Here is a 25490-nt window from a genome sequence, read left to right as displayed (position 1 = left end):
GGCAGGCTACCGCTCGGCCGCCGGGGCCCCCGCGAGCAGCACGTCGAGCAGCCGGGCGGCGCCGGCCTTGTCGAGCGGGTTGTTCTGGTTGCCGCACTTGGGTGACTGGATGCACGAGGGGCAGCCCTCGAGGCAGGTGCAGGCGACGATCGCGTCACGCGTGGCGCCCAGCCAGGCCCGCGCGGCGTGGAAGCCGCGCTCGGCGAACCCGGCGCCGCCGGGGTGGCCGTCGTGCACGAAGACCGTCAGGGTGCCGGTGTCCGGGTGCATCGCCGTGGACACGCCGCCGATGTCCCAGCGGTCGCAGGTCGCGAAGAGCGGGAGCAGGCCGATCGAGCAGTGCTCGGCGGCGTGCGCGGCTCCGGGCAGGTCGGCCGGCAGCAGGCCGCTCTCCGCGAGCACGTGCTCGGGGACCGTCCACCACACGGCGCTGGTGCGCAGGGCGCGCTCCGGGAGGTCCAGCGGCTCCTCACCCAGCACGTCGCCGCCCGGCTGGCGGCGCCGCAGGAACGACACCACCTGGTGCGAGACGTCGACGTCGCCGAAGGACAGCCGGCAGCTGCCCCAGTCGCGGTGCTCGCGCTCGGCCACGACGGTGATGTCGGTGATCTCCCGCGCCGAGGTGGAGTAGTCCACCTCGGTGCGCTCGATGACGGCGACGTGCTCCTCGAGGTCGAGCGAGCGCACCAGCCAGGTCTCCCCGCGGTGCACGTAGACCGCACCGGCGTGCGCGGTGCCGTGCGAGCTGGACGCGTCGACCGTGCCGATCACGCGGCCGGTCCCCGCCTCGACGAGCTGCACCGGCGACCCGCCCGTGGACCGGATGTCGGCCAGGTCGCTGGCGCGGCGGCGGTCGGTCCAGAACCAGCCACGCGCCCGACGCCGCAGCAGTCCACCCGCCGTCAGCTGGTCGAGCACCGGGGCGGTGGTGGGGCCGAACAGCTCGAGGTCCGCCTCGGTGAGCGGGATCTCGTGCGCCGCGGCGCACAGGTGCGGGCCGAGGACGTAGGGGTTGGTCGGGTCGAAGACGGTCGCCTCGACGGGTCGCCCGAGCAGGGCCTCGGGGTGGTGCACGAGGTAGGTGTCCAGCGGGTCGTCGCGGGCCACGAGGATGCCGAGCGCGTCCTGGGCGCCCCGGCCGGCCCGGCCGAGCTGCTGCCACAGGGCCGCGCGCGTGCCGGGGAAGCCGGCCATCAGGACCGCGTCGAGACCGCTGATGTCGATGCCGAGCTCGAGGGCGTTGGTGGCGGCGAGACCGGTGAGGTCGCCCCGGCGCAGCGCCTCCTCGATGGCGCGCCGCTCCTCGGGGAGGTAGCCGCCGCGGTACGACGCGACCCGCCCCGGCAGGGACGGGTCGACCTCGGCGAGCAGCTCGGCCGCCGTCATCGCCACCTGCTCGGCCCCGCGGCGCGAGCGCACGAAGGCAAGGGTGCGGACGTCCTCCGCCACCAGGTCGGCCAGCAGGTCGGCGGTCTCCGAGGAGGCCGCGCGCCGGACCGGGGCGCCGTTCTCGCCGGCGTACGACGTGAAGGGGGGCTCCCACAGCGCGAGGGTGACCTGGCCGCGAGGGGAGGCGTCGGCGGTGATCGCCTCGACGTCGAGCCCGGTGAGACGGTGCGCGGCGACCTCCGGCTCGGCCACGGTGGCGGACGCGAGCACGAACGTCGGGTGCGCGCCGTACGCCGCGCAGATCCGCCGCAGCCGCCGCAGGACGTGCGAGACGTGGGCACCGAAGACCCCGCGGTAGTGGTGGCACTCGTCCACGACGACGTAGGACAGCGAGCCCAGGAACGCCGCCCAGCGGGCGTGGCCGGGCAGCAGGGAGCGGTGCAGCATGTCGGGGTTGGTGAGGACGTACTCGGCGTGGTCGCGCGCCCAGTCGCGCTGGTCGCGGCTGCTGTCGCCGTCGTGGGTCGTGACGCGCACGTCCAGGCCGAGGCCCGTGAGCCCGGCGAGCTGGTCCTGGGCGAGCGCCTTGGTGGGGGCGAGGTAGAGCACCGTGGCCCCGCGCTGGCCCCGCGCGCCGCGACACGCCCGGACGTGCGACAGCGCCGGGAGCTGGTAGGCAAGTGACTTGCCGGACGCGGTGCCGGTCGCCAGCACGACGTGCCGGCCGGCGTGGGCGGCGTCGGCGGCGTCGACCTGGTGCCGCCAGGGCTGGACCACTCCGCGGGCCTCGAACGCCGCGACCACCTCCGGGGCGGCCCAGGCGGGCCACGCGGCGGTGACCGCGGAGCGGGGCGGCCGCACCTCGAGGTGGGTCAGACGGCCCTCGCGACCGGGGACCGACGAGAGCCGGTCGACCAGATCACCCACGGGCAGGGGGCGCCGTCCGACCGTGAGTGCCATGATGGAAGTGTCCCAAATAGCGCCGACAGCGTGCGCGACACCTCAACAAGGTCTTTACTTCTTTGTGCGCCGGAGGGGCGCGCGTGGTTTCATATTGCTGGCCGAGTTTCGGGGCTTGTGTGCCGCGAGACATCGGCACCGGGAAAATCTGTGCCTTCAGGGGAGAAACACGTGGATCTGACGCTTGCTACGCGCGACGCCGATGGGAAGACCATCGTTGCCGTCGGGGGCGAGATCGACGTCTACACCGCGCCCAAGCTCCGCGACAAGATCACCGAGCTGGTCGCGGCGGGTGTCTACGACCTCGTCATCGACATGGAGGCCGTCGAGTTCCTCGACTCCACCGGCCTCGGCGTGCTGGTGGGCGGCCTGAAGAAGGTCCGCGCCCACGAGGGCTCGCTGCAGCTCGTCTGCAACCAGGACCGGCTGCTGAAGATCTTCCGGATCACCGGCCTGGCCAAGGTGTTCGTCATCCACGAGTCGGCCGACGCCGCGCTCGCGGGCTCCTGACCACCGGCAGCCCCGCTCCCCCCTCCTGACCGGCCCCACCGGGGGCCGTTCCCGACACGCCCGGGCACCCCTCGTGGTCGCCCGTCGATGCCGCGCGCCCGACCCGTGGCCGCCGCGACGCGCCGTGTGGCCCGCGTCACACCTCCGTGCTATTTCAGGCATCCCCGTGCGTAGACTCCCGACCGTCCGTGAGACCTGAATCACACTTCCAGGAGGAAACACATGACGGGGTTCTATCCCGCTGTCGTGGACGTCTCCGGAGGCAACCTCGTGCTGGTCATCGTCGTCGCCCTGATCGCGCTCGGCGCGCTCGCGATGGCTGCGATGTTCCGGCAGGAGGTTCTCGCCGCCGGTGAGGGCACCGACAACATGAAGAACATCGCGCAAGCGGTGCAGGAGGGCGCCAACGCCTACCTGACGCGACAGTTCCGGACGCTGGCGATCTTCGCGGCGATCGCGTTCTTCGCGTTGCTCGCACTCCCTGCCGATGACGCGGCGGTCCGGATCTTCCGGTCGGTCTTCTTCATCGTCGGCGCCGGCTTCTCCGCGACCGTCGGCTACCTCGGCATGAACCTCGCCGTGCGCGCCAACCTGCGCGTCGCGGCCGCCGCCAACACCACCGGGCGCGAGCCCGCGATGACGATCGGCCTGCGCACCGGCGCCATGGTCGGCATGCTGACGGTGGGCCTCGGGCTGCTCGGCGCGAGCCTCGTCGTCCTGATCTTCCAGGACAAGGCCCCCAACGTGCTGGAGGGCTTCGGCTTCGGCGCCGCCCTGCTCGCCATGTTCATGCGGGTCGGCGGTGGCATCTTCACCAAGGCCGCCGACGTCGGCGCGGACCTGGTCGGCAAGGTCGAGCAGAACATCCCCGAGGACGACCCGCGCAACGCGGCCACGATCGCGGACAACGTGGGCGACAACGTCGGTGACTGCGCCGGCATGGCCGCCGACCTCTTCGAGTCGTACGCCGTCACGCTGGTCGCCGCGCTGATCCTGGGCTCCCAGGCTTTCGGCGACAAGGGCCTGATCTTCCCGCTGCTGATCCCGGCCATCGGCGCCCTCACGGCCGTCGCCGGCGTCTACCTCACCAAGCCCAAGGTCGGCGAGAACGGCCTGACCACGATCAACCGGTCCTTCTACCTGTCCTCCGGCATCGCCGCCCTGGCCAGCGTGATCCTGTCCTACGTCTACCTGCCCGGCAGCTTCGCGGAGTTCACGAACATCGCCCCGGAGCTCGCGGGCGCGGACGGCGACCCTCGCTTCATCGCCGCGGCCGCGGTGGTCATCGGCATCGTGATGTCGGCAGGCATCCTGGCCCTGACCGGCTACTACACCGGCACGGAGTACCGCCCCGTCAAGGACGTCGGCAAGACCTCGCTCACCGGCGCGGCCACCGTCATCCTGTCGGGTCTGTCGGTCGGCTTCGAGTCCGCGGTCTACACGACGCTGGTCATCGGGGCGGCCGTGTTCGGCGCCTACCTCCTCGGCGGGGCCGCGCTGACGGTCTCGCTGTTCGCGGTCGCGCTGGCCGGCACCGGCCTGCTCACCACCGTCGGCGTCATCGTCGCGATGGACACCTTCGGCCCGGTCTCGGACAACGCGCAGGGCATCGCCGAGATGTCGGGCGACGTCAGCCCCGAGGGCGCCCAGATCCTCACCGAGCTGGACGCGGTCGGCAACACGACCAAGGCCATCACCAAGGGCATCGCGATCGCGACGGCCGTGCTCGCCGCGACGGCGCTCTTCGGGTCCTACGCGACCTCGGTCGCCGAGTCGCTGGTCGACGCCAACCCCAGCCTCGAAGAGGCGAACCTGCTCGACTTCAGCGTCTTCAACCCGGCCGTCCTGGTCGGCGTGCTCCTCGGTGCGGCGGTCGTCTTCCTCTTCTCGGGCCTGGCGATCAACGCCGTCGCCCGGGCGGCGGGCGCGGTCGTCTACGAGGTGCGCCGCCAGTTCCGCGAGATCCCCGGGATCATGGAGGGCACCGGTCGCCCGGAGTACGGCAAGGTCGTCGACATCGTCACCAAGGACTCCCTGCGCGAGCTCGTCACGCCGGGCATCCTGGCGGTGCTCGCGCCGATCGCCGTCGGCTTCGGCCTCGGCGCCACGGCGCTCGCGGGCTTCCTCGCCGGCGCCATCGGCACCGGCACCCTGATGGCCGTCTTCCTGGCCAACTCCGGTGGTGCGTGGGACAACGCCAAGAAGCTCGTCGAGGACGGCAACCACGGCGGCAAGGGCTCGCTGGCCCACGAGGCCACGATCATCGGCGACACGGTCGGCGACCCGTTCAAGGACACCGCCGGCCCGGCCATCAACCCGCTCATCAAGGTGATGAACCTCGTCTCGCTGCTCATCGCGAGCGCGGTCGTCTCCATGAGCGTCGGGGACGACCAGCACGACGGCCTGCGGGTCCTGATCGCGCTGGTCGCGGTCGCGATCATCGCCGGCGCGGTCTACATCTCCAAGCAGCGCGAGGTCTCGCTGGGCGACGACGCGGGCACTCCGCCCGCGCCGCCGGCAGCGGGGACGCCGACGCAGCAGGCCCCCACCCAGGCGCCGACGTACGACGCCCCGCCGACGACCGGGCACGACCCGGCGCCGACGCAGCAGTTCCCGCCGCCGACGCACTAGTCGCCCGGCTGCCGCACCGGCCCGTCCGCGTCTCCCCGGAGACCGGGCGGGCCGGTGTCGTTGCGGGGTCCTCGCCCGGGGGCCCTACCGTTGCGGGGTGACCACGAGCGAGCTCCCCACGCGGCTGCGGGCCGCGCTCCAGCAGGCCGGCTTCACCTACGACGCGGTGGCCGAGGTGCTCGGACCGCTCGCGCACGACGCGCTGGCCCGCAACGAGACGGTGCCGGGGCTGCGCCGTACGGCCGGCGGCTCGCCCCTCGAGACCCTGGTGCGGCTGTTCCTGCTGCAGACCCCGGTGGCGGCCACGGCCGCGGAGGCGGCCCTGCCCGGGCTGCTGGACCGGATGGCCGCGGAGGGGCTCGTCGAGCAGACCGTCGGCGAGGTCGCGGCGCGGCTCGACGTCCGCCCCTACGCCACCGGCGAGGACGACCTGTGGGTCGTCAGCGACCTGACCCCGGGCCTGGACGGCCGTCCGAACCGGGTCGGCACCGACCACGTGCTCGGCATCAGCTCGGCCTCGTCGTCGCTGGCGCAGCTGACGATGCGGGAGCCGGTGGGCCGCTCGCTCGACCTCGGGACCGGGTGCGGGGTGCAGGCCCTGCACCTGGCCACGCACAGCCGCGAGGTCGTCGCGACCGACGTGAACACGCGCGCCCTGCGGCTGACCCGCTTCAACGCCGTGCTGAACGACGCGCCGGCGCCGATCGACGTGCGCGAGGGCTCCTTCTTCGAGCCGGTCCGTGGCGAGCGGTTCGACCTGATCGCCACCAACCCGCCGTTCGTCATCTCGCCGGCGACGGGGGAGCGGCTGGTCTACCGCGACTCGGGCCTGCCCGGCGACCGGGTCGTCGAGGACATCGTGCGGGCGGCCCCCGACCACCTCACCGAGGGCGGCTGGTGCCAGGTGCTGGCCAACTGGGTGATCACGCGGGACCGGCCGTGGGACGAGCGGCTGCTCGGCTGGGTCGCCGACGACTGCGACGCGTTCGTCGTCCAGCGCGAGCTGATCGACCCGGCGGCGTACGTCGAGCTCTGGCTCAAGGACGCGGGCCTGCACGGGGCCCCGGACTACCTGGTCCGCTACGACACCTGGCTGTCGTGGTTCGAGGACCAGGGCATCGAGGCGGTCGGCTTCGGGTGGATCAACCTGCGCCGGACCGCGACCGCCGACCAGCCGGGCGCCCGCACCCGCGACTTCCTCGAGTGGCCGTACGACGTCGAGCAGCCGATCGCGCCGGCGATCCACGCCTGGGGTGACGCGGTGGGCGTGGAGGTGCGCGAGGACTCCCGCCTCGTCGTTCGGTCGGACGTGCAGCAGGAGACCGTGGGCCAGCCCGGCGCCGAGGACCCGGACACCGTGGTCCTGCGCCAGCAGCGCGGCCTGCGCCGGGCACGTCGGGCCGACACGGTCGAGGCCGCCCTGGTCGGGGCCTGCGACGGGGAGCTGAGCGTCGGGCAGATCCTCGACGCGCTGGCCCAGCTGCTGGACCTCGACGCGGCGCAGACCCGGGCGACGTACCTCCCCGTCGTGGCGGAGCTGGTGGTCGAGGGCTTCCTGGAGGCTCACGACGTCTAGGTCAGCCGGGACGGCGCGCCGGACCCCTCCCGGGCGACCACCGCCCGGCATCGGCGCTGGTCAGGCTCGACCGACGCGCTACCGTGTTCGGCCGTGGCCCCTCTTCGGGGCCCGGTTGCTTCCCTGAAGGGCAGGAGAACGAACCCCAGTGGCACACAAGTTGGTGATCGTCGAGTCCCCGGCGAAGGCCCAGAAGATCGGTGGGTTCCTCGGCAAGGGGTACGTCGTCGAGTCCTCGGTCGGTCACATCCGCGACCTCCCGCAGAGTGCCGCGGACACGCCGGCGAAGATCAAGGACAAGCCGTGGGGTCGGCTGGCGGTCGACGTCGAGAACGGCTTCGAGCCGCACTACGTGGTGCCGCACCGCCAGCGCGAGCAGGTGCGCAAGCTCAAGAACCTGCTCAAGGACGCCGACGAGCTCTTCCTCGCCACCGATGAGGACCGCGAGGGCGAGGCCATCGCGTGGCACCTGCTCGACGAGCTGAAGCCGAAGAACATCCCGGTGCGCCGGATGGTCTTCCACGAGATCACCCAGCCGGCGATCCTGGCCGCCGCCGAGAACCCGCGCGAGCTCGACATGGACCTCGTCGAGGCCCAGGAGGCGCGCCGCATCCTCGACCGCCTCTACGGCTACGAGGTCTCGCCGGTCCTGTGGAAGAAGGTCATGTCCGGCCTCTCCGCCGGGCGCGTGCAGTCGGTCGCCACCCGCTTGGTCGTCGACCGCGAGCGCGACCGGATGAAGTTCAAGGTCGCGTCGTACTGGGACCTCGAGGGCACCTTCGACGCCGGCTCCAAGCACGAGCAGCGGATGTTCCCGGCCCGCGTGCACTCCGTCGACGGCGCCCGCGTCGCCCGCGGCTCAGACTTCGGCCAGGACGGGCTGCTCAAGGAGTCGGCCCAGGGCAAGGTCGTGCACCTCGACCGGACCCGCGCCCAGGGACTCTCGGACGCGCTGCAGGAGTCGACCTTCGAGGTCCGCTCGGTCGAGTCCAAGCCGTACCGCCGCTCGCCGTACGCCCCCTTCCGCACGACCACGATGCAGCAGGAGGCCAGCCGCAAGCTGGGCTTCTCCGCGTCGAGCACGATGTCGGTCGCGCAGCGGCTGTACGAGAACGGCTTCATCACCTACATGCGCACCGACTCCTCGACGCTGTCGGGCGGTGCCGTCGAGGCCGCCCGCGCCCAGGTGCGCGAGCTGTACGGCGCCGAGTACCTCCCCGACGCCCCGCGGACCTACGCCTCCAAGGTCAAGAACGCGCAGGAGGCGCACGAGGCGATCCGCCCCGCCGGCGACACCTTCCGCACGCCCGCGCAGACCGGTCTCACCGGCGACCAGTTCCGGCTCTACGAGCTGATCTGGATGCGCACCGTCGCCTCGCAGATGAAGGACGCGGTCGGCAACACCGTCACGATCCGCCTCGGCGGCGCGGCGAGCAGCGGCGAGGACGTCGTCTTCAGCTCCAGCGGCCGCACGATCACCTTCCACGGCTTCCTCAAGGCGTACGTCGAGGGCACCGACGACGCCTCCGACTCGAAGGACGACTCGGAGGCGCGGCTGCCCGCGCTCGTCGAGGGCGACGCCGTCTCGGCCGCGTCGGTCTCCGCGTCCGGCCACGAGACCAAGCCGCCGGCGCGCTACACCGAGGCCACGCTGGTCAAGGAGCTCGAGGAGCGCGAGATCGGCCGCCCGTCGACGTACGCCTCGATCATCAAGACCATCACCGACCGCGGCTACGTCTACAAGAAGGGCACGGCGCTGGTGCCGGCCTGGCTGGCGTTCTCGGTGATCCGGCTCCTCGAGGAGCACTTCAGCCGCCAGGTGTCCTACGAGTTCACCGCCGTGATGGAGGACGTCCTCGACGAGATCGCCGCCGGCCGCAAGGACCGCGGGACCGAGCTGGCGGAGTTCTACTACGGCTCCGACACCGTCAAGGGCCTGCACCCGCTCGTGACCGAGCTCGGCGACATCGACGCGCGCGAGCTGGCGACCTTCCCCGTCGGCGGGCCCGACAGCGGGATCCACCTGCGGGTGGGCCGCTACGGGCCGTACCTCGAGGGTCCCGACGACGAGGGCAACCCGATCGGCAAGCGGGCGAACGTGCCCGACGACCTGCCGCCCGACGAGCTGACCCTCGAGAAGGCCACCGAGCTGTTCGCGAACCCGGCCGGCGAGGAGATCGAGCTCGGCTCCCACCCGGAGACCGGGCTGCGGGTCGTGGCGAAGAACGGCCGCTTCGGCCCCTACGTCACCGAGGACCTCCCCGACGACGCGAAGAAGAACGACAAGCCGCGCACCGGTTCGCTGTTCAAGTCGATGTCGCTCGACACGATCACGCTCGACGACGCGGTGAAGCTGCTGTCGCTGCCGCGCGTGGTCGGCGTGGACCCCGAGGACCCCGACCAGCAGGAGATCACGGCGCAGAACGGCCGCTACGGGCCCTACCTCAAGAAGGGCACCGACTCCCGGTCCCTCACGACCGAGGACCAGCTCTTCACGGTCACGCTCGACGAGGCGCTGAAGATCTACGCCCAGCCCAAGCAGCGGGGGCGGGCCGCGGCCGCCCCGCCGCTCAAGGAGCTCGGCAACGACCCGGTGTCTGGCCAGCCGGTGGTCGTGAAGGCCGGTCGCTTCGGGGAGTACGTCACCGACGGCGAGTACAACGCCACGCTCCGCAAGGACGACAGCATCGAGGACCTGACCCTCGAGCGGGCGGCCGAGCTCCTCGCCGACCGCCGCGCCCGCGGGCCGGCCAAGAAGGCCGCGAAGAAGGGTGCCAAGAAGGCGCCGGCCAAGAAGGCGGCCGCCAAGAAGGCCACGGTCAAGAAGGCGACCGTGAAGAAGACGGCGGCCAAGAAGACTGCCGCCAAGAAGACTGCAGCGAAGGCCACCGCGAAGAAGGCGTGACCGCGTGACGAAGGTGCTCCTCGCCCTCGGGCTGACCGCCGCCACGGCCGTGGCGGCGGTCGCGTCGGGCTACGCGTTCGTCGTCTTCCAGCTCGGGCACTGCTTCGACCCCGGCGACGGCACCGGGGCGCTGCTCGAGCCACCGCCGACGCAGGGACTGGTCTGCGGCTCCGACAGCAGCCTGCAGTCGCTGTCGTTCCTCGCCTTCGTCGTCGCCGCCCTGCTGGGTGCGGGACTCGTGTGGCTGGTGTGGCGCAACGCGTCGGGAGTGCTCCCGCGGCTCGTGGCGTCGACGGCGCCCGTGGTGGTGCCCCTGGCGGCGTACGCCCTGCTCGGGCTGGCCTGAACGCGCCCCAGGGACTACCCGGACCGGCACCGCCGGGCTAACCCGGGCGACCCCCTGCATGACCCGTTCGGGCCATTGTTGCCTGCATGTGACGAAGGCCGGGACGGACCCCGGTCCGCGCCCTACATTCCGATCCGGGGAACGTCTCGGCCATCGAAATTGGGGATCGTCATGGTGTCAATCAGTCGTGTTGTCGTCCGCGCCGTGGTGCTGGCTCTGGTCACCGCCATGCTCGCCCTGGGGTTCAGCACCTCGGCCACCGCGGCGCCGCGCGTCGCCGCCGGCGCGGGCGCCGGGCAGAAGGCCGACCCACCGCCGACGATCCGGGGGATCAACACCCTCGACGACTACAACTCGACGATCAGCGGGCTGGTCTACGACAGCGAGGGCAACCTCCTCGACGACATCCAGGTGGACGCGTACTCCGCCGCGGACCCCACCGGCGAGATCGTCGCCTCCGACCTCACCTACGAGTACCAGGACGCCGCCTCCCACGGCGCCTTCCAGCTGCACGTCCCCGCCGGCGACTACCTGATCCGCTTCTCCTCGCCCGAGTGGGCCGAGCAGCACGTCTACGAGACGGTCTACTACGGCGGCGGCGCCGGGACCCCGGTGACGGTCGCGGACGACGACACCGTGACGCTCGAGGACACCACGCTGGTGGCCGACCACGGCGCGCCGGTGACCGGCACCGTCCTCGACGGCTCGGGCAACCCGCTGGCCGGTGTGGACGTCCGGCTGGTCCGGATGTACGCCGGGGGCTACTACGACAGCATCGACAGCGCGGTCACCGACGCCACCGGCACCTACACCTTCCCGAGCGTCAAGCACCAGGGCAACTACTCCGTGCTCGCCTACGGCTGGTGGAGCAACGACGGTGAGGACGAGCTCGGGTTCACCGACACGTGGCTCGGCGACGTGCCCAACCCGACCGCTGCGACCCGGTTCACCCACCCCGCCGGCTCCGACCCGTACGCCCTGGGAGCCATCCACCTGCGCCCGGGCGCCGAGCTGCACGGCACCTACGTGCCGGCTGCCGGTGACGACGTGGACTACGGCTACTACTACGCCTCGCTCTACCTGCAGAACCCCGACGGCTCGCTGGACTACGTCGACTCGGCGTACGTCGACAACGAGACGCTCGACTTCAGCTTCCCGGCCGTGACGAAGGGCTACTCCTACACGGTCAGCGTCTACGACTACGACGGCGGCGTGGAGACCTTCCTGGGCGACGGCACGTCCGAGTCCGGGGCCACCGTGGTGCCGGTCGCCGCGGGCGACACCAGCGTCGACGTCGGCGCCATCCACGCCGGCGTGGGCCAGTCCCGGATCCGCGGGTCCGTCGTGGACGCCGAGGGTGACGGTGCGCAGTACGCCGAGATCGCGGTCTGGCAGCTGCAGGACGACGACACCTGGGAGCAGGTGCGCTACCGCTACCTCGACGACAACGGCGACTACTCCTTCCGCCTCCCGTGGGGCGGCACCTACACCGTGCAGGCCGACCCGTACGACGGCGCCGGGATCTTCCTCGGCGGCGGGACCGACATCGACGCGGCGCAGACCTTCTCGCCCAGCGAGGCGCAGCCGGTCCTGACGCTCGACCCGATCACGCTGCCCCAGACCGGCGGCGACAAGATCCGCGGCCAGGTCCTCGACAAGGCCGGCGACCCGGTCGCGAACGCCGCGGTCGAGCTCTACTCCGACTACTGCCCCGACGAGGGCGGCTGCTGGTTCCAGGACGACTACGCCACCACCAACGCCACGGGCCACTACGTCTTCCGCAACGTCGCCCCGGGGACGCCGCACGTCGTCTCCGCGCAGAAGTACTCCGCCGGCTTCGACGAGGTCTTCGCCGGCCAGGTCAGCCGTGCGCAGGACGCGACGGTCTACACCGTGCCCGAGGAGGGCGGCGTCGTGGACGTCGCCGACATCACGCTCGACGTGAGCGAGGTGACCGGCACGGTCGTGGACGACGCCGGTGACGGCGTCGCGGGCGCCGACGTGGTGCTCTGGTACGACTACTGCCAGCCCGACGGCTGCTGGAGCGACTGGGACTTCACGACCACGGACGCCGACGGCAACTACACCTTCGAGCGCGTCGACCGCGACCGCACCTTCACGGTGTCGGCGGCGAACGAGGACGCCGGCTTCCGGCGCACCTTCCTCGGGGGGACCGACAACGCCGAGAGCGCGACCACCTTCACCCAGCCGTCCGTCGGCGGCACCACCGCGGTGGACGACGTCACGCTCACGCCCTCCGGTCTCGCCGGGCGGGTCCTCGACGCCGCCGGCCAGCCGCTCGCCAAGGCCCAGGTGAAGCTCTGGACCAACTACTGCGACGGCGAGCCGGGCTGCTGGTACGAGATGGACAACACCCGGACGACGGCCGCCGGCCGCTACGTCTTCCTCTCGGTCAACCCCGGCGGGATCTACACCGTGTCGGCCAGCAAGCCCACGGCCGGCCTCGGGACGACGTTCGCCGGGGACGTCGCGGACGTCGACGCGGCGACGCCGTACACCGTCGCGGACTACGCCCAGGTCGTGGCCGACGACGTCACGCTGAGCGCGGGCATGCGGATCGTGCGCGGCAGCCTGACCACCAGCGACGACCAGCCCTTCGACGGCACGGCCGACCTCACGCTCTACCGCCTCGTCGAGAGCAGCGACCCGGGGACGACCGCGCTGTCCTACGACCTGGAGTACGTGGACGAGACGACCTCCGACGACGGCACCTACGGCTTCACGGACGTCGGGCCGGGCAGCTACACCCTGCTGGCCTCCTACTTCCCGAACGACGGGCCCGGCTACGTGCGCAGCTGGCGCGGCAACGCGCGACCCACCGGGCCGGACTCGCCCGGCGTCTTCACGGTCGACGACAGCGGGGACACCCTGTCGGGCGTCGACCTGGTCCTGCAGCGCGGCACGACCCTGTCGGGCACGGTGACGACGCCGAACGGGACGCCGATCGAGGACGTGTGGGTCCCGGTGTCGGAGTGGATGAGCTACTACGGCTACGAGTACCCCGCGCAGTTCGACTCGGCCTACACCGACGAGGACGGGCACTACTCGGTCACCGTGCCGCAGAACGCCGACCTGTTCCTCCGGGGCTACGCCTACGGCCACCAGCCGTTCGCCCTGGGAGGCGAGTTCTACCCCAGCACCCGGACGCCGGAGAACACCCTGCACACCGGGCTCACGGCCGCGACGTACGACTTCACCATGGCCCCGGCCCCGGTGGCGGTCGAGGATCCGGTCCTCTCCGGCACCCCGGAGCCGGGCCAGACGCTCTCGGTCACGAACGGCACCTGGGAGATCGACGGCCAGCCGGCCGACGGCCTGACCTTCACCTACCAGTGGCACCACGTCACCGGAACGCCGACCACGTCGACCTACGTCGTCCAGCCGGGCGACGCGAACCACCGGATCTACGTGGTCGTGATCGCCCACCGCGACGGCTTCGACGACCAGTACGCCTACAGCAACCGGCTCAAGGTGCCGGCGGGTCCGCCCGTCGCCACCAACGACACGCTGCCGACGCTGTCGCCCAGCGACCCGGCCGTCGGTGAGGAGATCACCGCGACCCCGGGCACCTGGACGCTCGCGGACGGGGCGGCGCAGGACCAGTTGACCTTCGTCTACAAGTGGTTCCGCGGCACCCACCGGATCGACGACGCCTCGGGCAGCACCTACGAGGTCCGCCCCGGTGACGAGCTGAGGGACATCTTCGTGCGGGTCGTGGCCAAGCGGGCCGGCTACACCAACGTCAGCGCCGACTCGGCGCCGGTGACGGTGGCCGACCGCCCGCTGGTGGACCAGGTGACGGCCCCGGCCCTGACCGGGCTGGCGAAGGTGGGCCAGACGCTCACCCTCGACCCGGGGGACTGGGACGCCGACGGCGAGCCGGTGACCCTGACCTACCGCTGGGCGTCGGGCTACCAGACCCGCAACGCCGACCCCGGCAGCGACGGGCTCGAGTACACGCAGGTCGCGAGCGACAAGGACAAGTACCTCACCGCCTTCGTCACGGCCACGGCCCCCGGCCACCGCAAGACGGTCTGGTCGAGCACGGTCGGTCCGGTCGTGGCGGCGGACGTCGCCCTGGGCAACCTGACGGTCACGGTCCGCGACGACGACACCGGTGACCCGATCGCCGGAGCCGGCGTCTGGGGCTGCGACACCTCGGACTGGAGCTGCTTCGCCTCCGGCGTGACCGACAGTGCGGGGAAGTTCACCGTCCAGGTCCGCAACGCCGCGAACTACTACCTCGCGGTCGACGGGGGCGACGGGATCCACCACTCCGCGCAGCTCTACCTCGACACGCCCGCCACGGGTGACAAGAGCCAGGAGGTGCGGCTGACCAAGCCGACGCCGCCGCCGGCCAACGTCTCGATCCCGACCCAGAACGGGTCGTACGACGGGGTGCCGACGGTCTACTTCGGTGACCCGCAGCGGTTCAACGTCACCGGGTGCGCGGCCACCGCGAACCCGACGTACACCGTGACGTTCACCGACGGGCACGAGCCGCTGACGGGGGCGCTGGAGCAGACCGGCGCCGCGACCGGTGACCTGATCACCTTCACGGCGCTGATCCCGGCGTTCTACCCGGCGCACGGGGACGCGACGATCTCGACCAACGTCCCCGCGAACTGCGACCCGGGCACACCGCCCACGCAGATCCACATCTACATCGACCCGTCCGGGATCGTCACCGACCAGTACGGCCGGCCGATCGAGGGCGCCACGGTGACGCTGTCGCGGTCCGACTTCATCGGCGGCCCGTACGCCGACGTGCCGGACGGCTCGGACGTCATGTCGCCCGCCAACCGGAGCAACCCGGACACGACGGACGCGATCGGGTACTTCCAGTGGGACGTCGTCGACGGCTGGTACAAGGTGCGGGCGACCGCCCCCGGCTGTGCCCCGACGACGACCCCGGCCATGCAGGTGCCGCCGATCCAGGTGGACCTGCTGGTCAAGCTGGAGTGCACCGCGCCGGCGCCGTCCTCGACGCCGACGATCACGGGCACCCCGAAGGTCGGCAACACGCTGAGCACGACCACGACCGGCTGGCCCAGCACCTCCACGGTCACCAACCAGTGGAAGCGTGACGGCGCGCCGATCGACGGAGCGACGGGGGCGACCTACGTCCTGACGCCCGCCGACGCGAACAAGGCGATCACGGTCACCCAGACCGCCGACCGTCCGGACTTCGTGCAGGAGGTCGGCCGTGGCGGCCCGGTGGACTTCACCGCCGCGACGGCGACCTCGGCGCCGACCAACGTGTCCAAGGCCGACGCACCCACGGACACCGTGAAGGCGGCGATCACCGGCACCGGCAAGACCGGGCAGGTGCTCACCGCGGTGGCTCCGACCTGGAGCATCGGCGGGGTCACGACCTCGGCGCCGCAGTGGAAGCGGGACGGCGCACCGATCGCCGGCGAGACCGGGGCGACGTACACCGTCGTGGCCGGTGACGTCGGCAAGGCGATCACGGTGACCTACACCGGCACCAAGGACGGCTTCCTCGACGGGACCAGCACCAGCGACCCGAAGACGATCGCCCAGGGTGACGCGCCGACGGCCAGCACGGCGGCGGCGATCACCGGGTCCGGGAAGACCGGGCAGGTGCTCACCGCGGTGGCTCCGACCTGGAGCCTCGGTGGCGTGACCTCCTCGGCGCCCCAGTGGAAGCGGGACGGCGCCCCGATCGCCGGCGAGACCGGGGCGACCTACACCGTCGTCGCGGGTGACGTCGGCAAGGCGATCACGGTGAGCTACACCGGCACGAAGCCCGGCTTCGCTGACGGCGCCAGCACCAGCGGGCCGGTCACGATCGTCAAGGGTGACGCGCCGACACCCACCACGCCGGCGGCCATCAGCGGGTCGGGCAAGGTCGGCCAGGCGCTGACCGCGACCGCTCCCGCGTGGAGCCCCACGGGCGTCACGACGTCGGCACCCCAGTGGTTCCGCGACAACGTCGCCATCGCCGGGGAGACGGGCACGACCTACACCGTCCTCGCCGGGGACGTCGGCAAGGCGATCACGGCGAAGTACACCGGCACCAAGGCCGGGTTCTTCGACGGGCTCGCCACCAGCAACGGGATCACCGGTGTCACGGGCGACGCGCCCGTGGTGAACGCCGCTCCGGTGGCGGCCGGCTCCGGCAAGGTCGGCTCCGCGCTGACCGCGACGGCCCCGACCTGGACCACCTCCGGGGTCACGACGGGCGGCCGCCAGTGGCTGCGCGACGGCTCGCCGATCGCGGGGGAGACCGGCGCGACGTACACCGTCCTGCCGGGCGACCTCGGGAAGTCGATCGCGGTCCGGTTCACCGGCACCAAGGCCGGCCTCGCGGACGCCCTGACCAGCAGCGCCGGGATCGTCGCGGTCGTCGGTGACGCCGCCACGGCGGCGGCTCCGACGCTGCACGGGACGCCCAAGACCGGGCAGCAGCTCACGGTCGACGCCCCGACGTGGGACGCGGCCGGCGTCACCAGCAGCTACCAGTGGCTGCGGGACGGGACGCCGATCGCGGGCGCCACGACGGCGGCGTACACCCTGGTCGCCGGCGACGTGGGCCACCTGATCTCGGCCCGGGTCACCGGTGCCCGGACCGGGTACGCCGACGGCACCACCACCAGCGCCGCCGTGACGGGCGCGCTGGGTGACGCGGCATCGGCCACGACGGCTCCGGCCGTCACCGGCACCGCGGGGCTGGGCAAGACGCTGACGACCACGGACGGCGCCTGGCCGGCCGGGGTCGCGCTGACCCGGCAGTGGCTGCGGGATGGCACCGCCATCGCGGGAGCGACGGGGTCGTCGTACGTCGTCACCCTCGCCGACGTGGGCCACGCGCTGTCGGTGCTCGTCACCGCCACGCAGGCCGGCTACAGCGACGGGAGCAGCACCAGCAACGTGGTGACGGTCTCGAAGGTGGCGTCGACGACGGTGGGCAAGCTGTCGGCGGCGAAGGCCAAGGCGGGCAAGAGCGTCGTCTACACGGTCACCGTCAAGGCGACCGGGGTCAGCGGCCCGACCGGCAAGGTCTCGGTCTACGACGGCAAGAAGCTCGTCAAGACCCTCACCCTCGCGGCCGGTGCCAAGGGCGTCGTCAAGCTCACCCTGAAGAAGCTGAAGAAGGGGACGCACAAGCTGTCGGCGAAGTACCTCGGCAGCACGATCGTTCTCGCCTCCGTCTCGAAGGTGTCGACGCTCAAGGTGAAGTGACCGTACGAGGGTGCCCCGCCCACGGCAGCGTCCGTGGCGGGGCACCCTCGGCACGTCCGGGGTGTCCGGCCCGCCCCGGCAGGGTCGGCGGACCCCTCTAGGGTGGGCCCCGTGAGCGACGGACTGCATGCCCCGGTCGGCGTCTTCGTGTGCTTCGAGGGCGGCGAGGGCTCGGGCAAGTCGACCCAGTCCCGGCTGCTGGCGACCTGGCTGCGCGAGGAGGGCTACGCCGCGCTCCTGACCTTCGAGCCCGGTGACACCCCGGTCGGCCGCGAGCTGCGCCGGATCGTGCTCGACCCGGCCACCGGTGTGCTGTCCGACCGCACCGAGGTGCTGCTGTACGCCGCCGACAAGGCCGAGCACGTCGACACGGTCGTCCAGCCCGCGCTCGCGCGGGGCGAGGTCGTGATCACCGACCGCTACGTCGACTCGACCCTGGCCTACCAGGGCGCGGGACGGGCCCTGGCGGTCGCCGAGGTCGAGCGGGTCGCCCGCTGGGCGACCCACGACCTGCGCCCGCACCTGACGGTGGTGCTCGACCTGGAGCCGGCGAGCGGGCTCGGCCGCTTCGAGGGGCGCGACCGCATCGAGGGCGAGTCCCTGGAGTTCCACCAGCGCGTCCGGTCGTCGTTCGTGGCGATGGCCGCGGCCGATCCCGACCACTACCTCGTCCTCGACGCGCGCGAGCCGGTCGACGCGATCGCCGCCGCGGTCCGCGACCGGGTGACCCCCCTGCTCGTGCAGGCCCGCCGGTGACCGTCTGGGACGGCCTGGTCGGCCAGCACGCGGTGATCGAGGCCCTGCGCACCGCCGCGGCCGGCCGGGGGATGAGCCACTCGTGGCTGTTCACCGGGCCGCCGGGCTCCGGGCGCTCCAACGCGGCGATCGCGTTCGCGGCGGCGCTCGAGTGCGACCTCGCCGACGCGGGCCAGGCCGGCTGCGGCACCTGCAAGGCCTGCCACACCGTGCTGGCCGGCTCGCACGCCGACGTGTCGGTGATCCGCACCGAGAAGCTCTCGATCGGCGTCGACGAGGTCCGCGACCTGGTCCGCCGGGCCGCGCTCGCCCCGGTCGGCCGGCGCTGGCAGATCCTCGTCGTCGAGGACGCCGACCGGCTCACCGACCAGGCCTGCAACGCGCTGCTCAAGGCGATCGAGGAGCCGACCGACCGGACCGTGTGGATGCTCTGCACGCCGACCGTCGAGGACGTCCTGCCCACGATCCGCTCCCGCTGCCGGCTCGTCACGCTGACCACGCCGACGCCCGAGGACGTCGCGGCCTTCCTGGTCCGCACCGAGGGCGTGGGTGACGCGCTGGCGTCGTACGCCGCCCGCGCCAGCCAGGGCCACATCGGCCGGGCCCGGGCGCTGGCCCGGGACGAGGCGACCCGCAACCGTCGCCGCGAGGTCGTCTCGCTGCCGGCCCGGCTGACCAGCCTGGGGTCCTGCATGACCGCGGCGACCAACCTCGCCGAGGTCACCAAGGAGGAGGCCGACGCGATCACCAGCGACCTCGACGCGCGCGAGAAGGCCGACCTCGACACGGCGTACGGCGTGGTCGAGCGCGGCCGGCGCCCCCGCGAGTACGCCCCCGCCCTCTCCCAGATGGAGAAGGCCCAGAAGACCCGGGCCAAGCGGCGCCACCTCGACGTCGTCGACCGCAGCCTGATGGACCTCGTGTCCGTCTACCGCGACGCGATCGCGGTGTCCGTCGGTGCGGCCGGGCGCCTGGTCAACGAGGAGATCCGCGGCGACATCGACACCATCGTGCGGGGCTCCACCCCGGAGCTGAACCTGCGCCGGATCGCCTGGATCTTCGAGGCGCGCGAGCAGATGCTCGACTTCAACGTCCCGGTCGCCTTGGCGCTGGAGGCCATGATGGTCGCCCTGAAGGTGCCCGAGGGGAGCAGTCGTTGAAGCCAGGTGTCGTGCGGATCGTCGCGATCGTCCTCGTCGTCGGTCTGCTGGTCGGTGGGGGCGTGCTCGCGGCGGTCACCGCGCTGCACGCGGACGACGCCGCCGGAGGGTCCTCCCGTAGCAGCGGGCCGGCCCCGACGACCACGCCGTCGCCCGGCGCGACGAAGCCGCCGCGGGCCGCGCTCGCCGCGTTCTACGGCCAGCGGCTGGCCTGGAAGCCCTGCCAGGACTCCTTCGAGTGCGCCACCCTGACCGTCCCGCTCGACTACGCGAAGCCCGACGGCGAGACGATCGACCTGGCCCTGCTCAAGGTGCCGGCGGCCGACCCGTCGGCGCGTGAGGGGTCCCTCGTCGTCAACCCCGGCGGTCCCGGCCAGCCCGGCACCGGCTACGCCGCCTCCGCGAAGGACGTCTTCCGCCAGCCGCTGCTCGACCACTTCGACATCGTCGGCTTCGATCCGCGCGGCACCGGCCAGAGCGACCCGGTCGACTGCCTCAGCGACGCCGCCCTCGACACCTACGTCGCGGGCGACCCCAACCCGGACACGCCGGCCGAGGTGCGGGCCTACGAGGACTCGGTGCAGGCCCTCGGAGCCGGCTGCGTGAAGCTGTCCGGCGACCTCGCCTCCCACATCTCGACGATCGAGGCGGCGCGCGACATGGACGTCCTGCGGGCGGCCCTGGGCGAGTCGAAGCTGACCTATCTCGGGGCGTCGTACGGCACCAAGCTGGGCGCGACCTACGCCGAGCTGTTCCCGAAGCAGGTCGGCCGGCTCGTCCTCGACGGTGCCGTGGACCTCTCGATCAGCTCCCGCGAGCTCAGCCTCGAGCAGGCCGCCGGCTTCGAGACCGCGCTGCGGGCCTACGTGCAGAACTGCCTCGACTCCGCCGACGACTGCTTCCTCGGCGACACCGTCGAGGAGGGGCTGACGAAGATCAGGGACTTCCTCGGCCAGGTCGAGGACCAGCCGCTGGACACCAGCACGGACCGCGAGCTCGCCGCCGGCCAGGCGTTCTACGGCATCGTGCTGCCGCTCTACAGCCGCGACAACTGGTACATCCTCAGCCAGGCGCTCAAGCAGGGCTTCTCCGGCGACGGGTCGACGCTGCTGCTGCTCGCGGACCTCTACTCCTCGCGCTCGCAGGACGGCGGGTACGACGACAACAGCCTCGAGGCGAACTACGCGATCAACTGCCTCGACGACCCCTACGCCATCTCCGCCGACCAGGTGCCGGCCAACGAGCCGGACTTCGAGAAGGCCTCGCCGACCTTCGGCGACGTCTTCGCCTGGAGCCTGACCACGTGCGGCGGCGTCGTCGCCCGCACCACGGAGAAGCCGATCACGGTCCGCGGCGAGGGTGCGGCACCGATCGTGGTGGTGGGCACGACGCGCGACCCGGCCACGCCGTACCAATGGGCCGTGCACCTCGCCGACCAGCTGGCGTCCGGCGTGCTCGTCAGCCGCGACGGCGACGGCCACACGGGCTACAACTCCGGCAACGCGTGCGTGGACGACGCGGTCGAGGGCTACCTGATCGACGGGACCGTCCCGAAGGACGGCCTGTCCTGCTGACCCGCCTCCCTGGGGCGGGCCAGCAGGGGCTGGTGGGGATCAGCTGATCAGCTCGTCGATGCGGGTGTAGGCGTCCGAGTCGCCCACGACGACCCGGCTCTCGCGGCCGTCGATGCCGACCGGCACGTCGCCGACCAGCGTCACCCGACGCACCTCGCGGCGGTGGTTGTCGAAGTCGGCGACCGCGTAGTGCTGCGTCGCACGGTTGTCCCACATCGCGACGTCGCCCTGCTGCCACTGCCAGCGCACGGTGTTCTCGAGCTTGGTGACGCGGTTCTGCAGGAGCTGGAAGATCGCGGTCGACTCGCTGGAGTTGAGCCCGATGAAGCGCTTCACGAAGTGGCCGAGGACCAGCGCCCGCTCACCGGTCTCGGGGTGCACGCGGACCACCGGGTGCTCGGTCTCGTAGTACGTCGAGCGGAACTGCTGGCGGTCCAGGGCGTCGCGGTCCGGGCCGTCGCTCTCCGGGTCCTCGCTGTCGGCGACGTAGTCGTACTCGTTGGTGTGCACGGCCCAGAGGCCGTCGACAAGCGACTTCAGGGGCCGCGGCAGGGCGTCGTAGGCCGCCACGGTGTTCGCCCAGTTCGTGGTGCCGCCGTACGGCGGGATCGTGACGCCGCGCAGGATGCTGATCGCCGGCACGTGGTCGACGAACGTCACGTCGGTGTGCCAGCTGTTGGCGGCCATGCCCTGGGTGGCGGCGAGGCTGAGGACGTGGGCGCTGCCGGTGTTGACCGTCGGGTGCGCCGTGGTCAGGGTGCCGAGCTGCTCGGCGAAGGCGATCTGGCCCTCGTCGTCGAGGTGGCCCTGGCCGCGGAAGAAGACCACCTTGTGGCGCAGCAGCGCCTGGCGGATCTGGGCGACGGTCTGGTCGCCGAGGTCGGCGCCGAGGCGGACGCCGTCGATCCGGGCGCCGATCCGGCCGCCCAGGCGGGTGACGGTGAGCTCGGTGGGGGTCCCGGCGTCGGTCTCGTTCTCGGTCTCGCGCGCGATGCTGAGCGTCATGCTGATCTCCCTGAGTATCTCTAGTAAGACACTCAAGATTAACCCATCGGCGGGAGTTGTCCGTTCACCTGGGCGTGACGGGCTCGGCGATCGCCTGGATCCGGGTGGTCGCGAGCTGGATCATCAGGCGTGCCGCGGGGGACAGCGTCGCCCCGGAGCGGTGCACGATCGCGAGGGTGTCGAACTGCTTCGGGCGCAGCGAGACCCAGCCGGCGTCGGGCGCCAGGCGGGGGAGCAGCTGCTCCGCGGCGCCGCGCGGGATGACGGAGTCGGCGAGCCCCATGCCCACCAGCTCGACGGCGGTCTCGACGTCCTCGACCTCGATCCGGGTCTGCGGGTTGCGGCCGGTCTCGTGCAGCATCTGGCGGAGCACGATGCGCGTGGAGTCGTCGGCGCGCCAGGTCGTCTCGGGCATCACCAGGGAGGCCTCGGCGAGCCGCTGCGCGGTGACGGGCGAGCGGAGCCGGTCGGGGTCGTTGCTGATGTAGACGAGCTCGTCGCGGGCCACCGGGGTGACCTGCATGCCCTCGCTGGTGACGGTGGGCACGGCGATCATCGCCGCCTCGAGCCGCCCGCGACGCAGGTCCTCCTGGACGTCGTTGGAGTTCTGCCCGATCAGCTCGACCCGCACCCCGGGGTGGCGCGCCAGCACGTCGGCGACGAGCCCGGCCCCGGCGTACAGCCGAGCGGTGCCGAACATCCCGAACCGGATGGTCCCGGTCTCGAGCGCCACGACGCTGCGGACCGCGCGCCGCGCCTCCTCGGACGCCGCGATGGTCGCCTCGGCGTGGGGGCGCAACGAGTCGGCGACGGTGGTCGCCACCACGCCCCGGCCGACGCGGCGGAAGAGGGTGGCGCCCAACGTCTTCTCCAGCGAGCGGATCTGCTCGGAGACCGAGGGTTGGGCGTAGCCGAGCTCCTCGGCCGCGGCCGTGATGGAGCCGTGCTCGTAGGCCGCGAGGAAGCAACGGAGCTGGTGCAGCGAAAGCATAGGCGTCTCCTTGAGGTACCAACGGAAAGAGAGGCTACCCCTATGACTTGACCGGCTCCAGAATTGTCGGTGTACCCGTCCGCCACCTCTGAGGGAGGTCACCCATGTTCGACCACTTCTGCACCGCCTGCGACAAGCGCCAGCTGATCTTCCCGAGCCAGGTCACGTCGCTCACCAACACCGACCACGGCATCATCGTCGAGCTCACCTGCTGGTGCGGCGCCGAGCAGACGCTCGTCACCGGCCGTGCCGCGTCGCGCTCGGCTCGCGTCCCCGTCGCCGCCTGATCGACTCCGCCGACGCCGCCTGTCGAGACCGGCGGAACGTCCGCGCGCACGCCGGTTTCGCGCGCGACCCGGGGCATCCGTATACTTCCCCGGGTTGCTCGGAGGGTCCCTGACCACCCGGGCAGCACGCCGCCTTAGCTCAGTCGGTAGAGCGTCTCACTCGTAATGAGAAGGTCGTCGGTTCGATTCCGACAGGCGGCTCCACCAGAAGCCCTTGACCTGCGCAGATGTCGATCTGCGGGTGGTTGAGTCGGCGGAGTCGTTGCCGTAGTCACGGGAAACTCGCGGAAAACTCGCGGTTGGTGCGTCGTAGGCCATCTCGTTCGCAACGAGAAGGTCAGGGGTTCGAATCCCCTCAGCTCCACCATGTGATCTCTCAGGAGATCCCGGACAGACCGGACCCATTTCTTGGGTCCGGTCTTCTGTTTTGTCCGGGTCTGGGGCCGGGTGGTCGACCGAGTGGCTGGTAGTCGCGGGTGGGGTCGATGGTGAGCTCGCGGAGGAGTTCGCCGGTGGTGGCGTTGATGATCCGGACCTGGTGGTCCTCGACGAGCTTGATGACGGGGGTTCGGCGGTGTTCGACGCCGATTCCGATGTGGTGGAGCTGGCCGTTGAGCCGCAGGCTGAGCTTGCCGTCTTTGTCGACGATGTCGTGCAGGACTCGGTAGTGGGTGTCGGTGCTGCGGTCGGTGCGGGGGGTGGCTTTCGGTCGGGCCCGGTAGGCGGTGGCTGGGGTCGCCCGGTGGGGCAGGGAGCGGTGCGGGCGGCGGTGGTTGTACTCGTCGATGAAGGCGTCGAGGAGGGCTTGGAGGTCCTCGAGGGTGGCGGGTTGGGTCGGCTGTGCGCGGAGCCATTTCTTCATGGTCTGCTGGAACCGCTCGACCTTGCCGGTGGTGGTCGGGTGGTTCGGGCGGGTGTTCTTCTGGATGATGTCGAGGCGTCGTAGCTCGGACTCGAGCCCGTTGCGTCCGCCGCGGCCACCGGAGAACCGGGTGGTGTAGACGAGCCCGTTGTCGGTGAGCACGGATGCGGGGTGGCCGTGTTGGCTTGCTGTTTCGCGGAACGTGGCGAGCACGATCGGGCCGGTGATCCGGGAGTGGCCGGAGACGTGGAGCGCGTAGCGGGAGTGGTCGTCGAGCCAGGTGATGATCTCGACGTCGCGGCCATCAGCGAGTCGGTAGTGGGTGAAGTCGGACTGCCAGGTCTCGTTCGGTAGGTCTGCTTCGAAGCGGATGTAGGAGCTCTTGGGTCGCTTCTTCGGGCTGGGTTCGACGAGTCCTTGCCGGGTGAGGGTCCGGGACACGGTCGCGGTCGAGATCTTGGTCTGGTGGTGGTGCTCGAGGTGCCAGGCGATGGTGTCGGGGCCGGCGTCGAGGCCAGCTTCGGTGAGCTGTTTGCGTAGCCGCACGATCAGCTCGACGGCGGCCTGGTCGATCGCGGTTGGTGAGGTGTGCGGTCGTTTCGACCTGGGCTCGAACGCGGCGTCGCCCTCGGTGCGGTAGCGGGCCAGGAGTTCGTAGAGCCAGGACTTCGAGACGCCGTACTCGGCGATGACCTCGGCCGGTGGGCGGCGCTCGATGACGATCGCGGTGATGACCAGGCGGGCTTTCGACACACCCGGAGGCCTATCGGCAGGTGTATGTACACCGCCCGGATCCTGAGATCAGCTGTCCGGGATGTCTTGAGAGATCAGTCCGGGATGTCCTGATGGAACACACCCTCAGCTCCACCACACCCGCTGGTCAGAGGCCCTGCCGGATCCTGAATGCGGGACCAGGCAGTGGCAAGTCGGCAGAAACTCAGCACAGAGTCGATCGGATGCATGGGCCACCCGGCCCCTCTGGGCCGGTCTCGACCGGCCGCGGCGCGGCTCGCACACCTCGTCTGTATGGCGACCACCACACCTTCCGAGACGGGACTCGGCTCCGTCCTTACCCTCTCCCAGCTCGCCGCGCAGCGGGGCGTTACCGTCCAGACTTTGTACGACCTGCGCAGCCAGGGCCGCGGCCCACGCGGGTTCCGCGTTGGCCGTGAACTTCGGTTCCGAGTCATCGAAGTCGACGCCTGGCTCGCCCAGATGGAGGCCGACGACGCCGAACGCCACCCCCGCCAGGCTGGTTGATGCGCACCGGCCGACCCCGCACACACACCCATCGGGACCCACGGTGCGATC

General features: G+C 71.6%; 15 protein-coding genes and 2 tRNA genes. 13 read left to right on the top strand and 4 right to left on the bottom strand.

Annotation, left to right across the window (positions count from 1 at the left end; translation table 11 throughout):
• Window positions 1–6: 6 nt before the first annotated feature.
• Window positions 7–2349 (bottom strand): DEAD/DEAH box helicase, encoded by a 2343-nt coding sequence (locus tag H5V45_RS09860; RefSeq protein ID WP_185252767.1) that lies wholly within the window; start codon window positions 2347–2349, stop codon window positions 7–9.
• A gap of 171 nt (window positions 2350–2520) precedes the next feature.
• On the opposite strand from H5V45_RS09860, the gene H5V45_RS09855 reads away from it, so the two are divergent.
• The 9 genes from H5V45_RS09855 to H5V45_RS09815 all read left to right on the top strand — a co-directional run bounded on the left by H5V45_RS09855 (window position 2521) and on the right by H5V45_RS09815 (window position 21034).
• Window positions 2521–2859: an anti-sigma factor antagonist gene (locus H5V45_RS09855; RefSeq protein WP_185252766.1), complete on the top strand. Its 339-nt coding sequence runs from the start codon at window positions 2521–2523 to the stop codon at window positions 2857–2859.
• Window positions 2860–3081: 222 nt separating this feature from the next.
• On the top strand, window positions 3082–5490 hold the full coding sequence (locus tag H5V45_RS09850; protein WP_185252765.1) for a sodium-translocating pyrophosphatase: 2409 nt from the start codon (window positions 3082–3084) through the stop codon (window positions 5488–5490).
• 97 nt (window positions 5491–5587) lie between these two features.
• Window positions 5588–7066 (top strand): DUF7059 domain-containing protein, encoded by a 1479-nt coding sequence (locus H5V45_RS09845; protein ID WP_185252764.1) that lies wholly within the window; start codon window positions 5588–5590, stop codon window positions 7064–7066.
• Window positions 7067–7214: 148 nt separating this feature from the next.
• Window positions 7215–9971: a type I DNA topoisomerase gene (topA, locus tag H5V45_RS09840; protein ID WP_185252763.1), complete on the top strand. Its 2757-nt coding sequence runs from the start codon at window positions 7215–7217 to the stop codon at window positions 9969–9971.
• A 4-nt stretch (window positions 9972–9975) separates the two neighbouring features.
• Window positions 9976–10317: a hypothetical protein gene (locus tag H5V45_RS09835; RefSeq protein WP_185252762.1), complete on the top strand. Its 342-nt coding sequence runs from the start codon at window positions 9976–9978 to the stop codon at window positions 10315–10317.
• Between the two features lie 204 nt (window positions 10318–10521).
• Window positions 10522–17544, top strand: a complete 7023-nt coding sequence (locus H5V45_RS09830) for a carboxypeptidase regulatory-like domain-containing protein (protein WP_185252761.1) — start codon at window positions 10522–10524, stop codon at window positions 17542–17544.
• A gap of 111 nt (window positions 17545–17655) precedes the next feature.
• A complete protein-coding gene (gene tmk / locus H5V45_RS09825) occupies window positions 17656–18300 on the top strand; it encodes a dTMP kinase (protein ID WP_185252760.1) in 645 nt (214 codons plus the stop codon).
• The gene (locus H5V45_RS09820) at window positions 18297–19460 is read left to right on the top strand and encodes a DNA polymerase III subunit delta' (protein ID WP_185252759.1); all 1164 of its coding nucleotides are present in this window, start codon (window positions 18297–18299) and stop codon (window positions 19458–19460) included. The genes tmk and H5V45_RS09820 overlap by 4 nt, the downstream gene beginning before the upstream one ends.
• Window positions 19457–21034 carry an alpha/beta hydrolase gene (locus H5V45_RS09815; RefSeq protein WP_185252758.1) on the top strand — a complete coding sequence of 526 codons (1578 nt, stop codon included), beginning with the start codon at window positions 19457–19459 and terminating at the stop codon, window positions 21032–21034. The genes H5V45_RS09820 and H5V45_RS09815 overlap by 4 nt, the downstream gene beginning before the upstream one ends.
• A 39-nt stretch (window positions 21035–21073) precedes the next feature.
• On the opposite strand, the gene H5V45_RS09810 is transcribed toward H5V45_RS09815, so the two are convergent.
• Complete coding sequence (locus H5V45_RS09810) at window positions 21074–22039, bottom strand: TauD/TfdA dioxygenase family protein (protein WP_185252757.1); 966 nt, start codon at window positions 22037–22039, stop codon at window positions 21074–21076.
• 64 nt (window positions 22040–22103) lie between these two features.
• Entirely contained in the window at window positions 22104–23030 is a 927-nt protein-coding gene (locus H5V45_RS09805; RefSeq protein ID WP_185252756.1) for a LysR family transcriptional regulator, read from the bottom strand.
• A 104-nt stretch (window positions 23031–23134) separates the two neighbouring features.
• Here H5V45_RS09805 and H5V45_RS09800 point away from each other — a divergent pair, with 104 nt between their 5' ends.
• The 3 genes from H5V45_RS09800 (at window position 23135) to H5V45_RS09790 (ending at window position 23684) form a co-directional block, all read left to right on the top strand.
• Window positions 23135–23317: a hypothetical protein gene (locus H5V45_RS09800; RefSeq protein WP_185252755.1), complete on the top strand. Its 183-nt coding sequence runs from the start codon at window positions 23135–23137 to the stop codon at window positions 23315–23317.
• A gap of 128 nt (window positions 23318–23445) precedes the next feature.
• A tRNA-Thr gene (locus H5V45_RS09795) sits at window positions 23446–23521 on the top strand.
• A 51-nt stretch (window positions 23522–23572) separates the two neighbouring features.
• Window positions 23573–23684: transfer RNA gene (locus tag H5V45_RS09790), tRNA-Ala, on the top strand.
• A 9-nt stretch (window positions 23685–23693) separates the two neighbouring features.
• Here the strand turns inward: H5V45_RS09790 and H5V45_RS09785 are convergent.
• Window positions 23694–24932 (bottom strand): IS481 family transposase, encoded by a 1239-nt coding sequence (locus H5V45_RS09785; RefSeq protein ID WP_185252754.1) that lies wholly within the window; start codon window positions 24930–24932, stop codon window positions 23694–23696.
• 150 nt (window positions 24933–25082) lie between these two features.
• Between H5V45_RS09785 and H5V45_RS22870 the strand changes: the two genes are divergently transcribed.
• The gene (locus H5V45_RS22870; RefSeq protein ID WP_425491431.1) at window positions 25083–25439 is read left to right on the top strand and encodes a helix-turn-helix transcriptional regulator; all 357 of its coding nucleotides are present in this window, start codon (window positions 25083–25085) and stop codon (window positions 25437–25439) included.
• The last annotated feature ends 51 nt before the right edge of the window (window positions 25440–25490 follow it).

This window comes from Nocardioides luti, from assembly GCF_014212315.1.
In the GTDB taxonomy this organism is placed as follows: Bacteria; Actinomycetota; Actinomycetes; order Propionibacteriales; family Nocardioidaceae; genus Nocardioides; species Nocardioides luti.
This window is presented reverse-complemented; position numbering and strand designations above follow the sequence as displayed.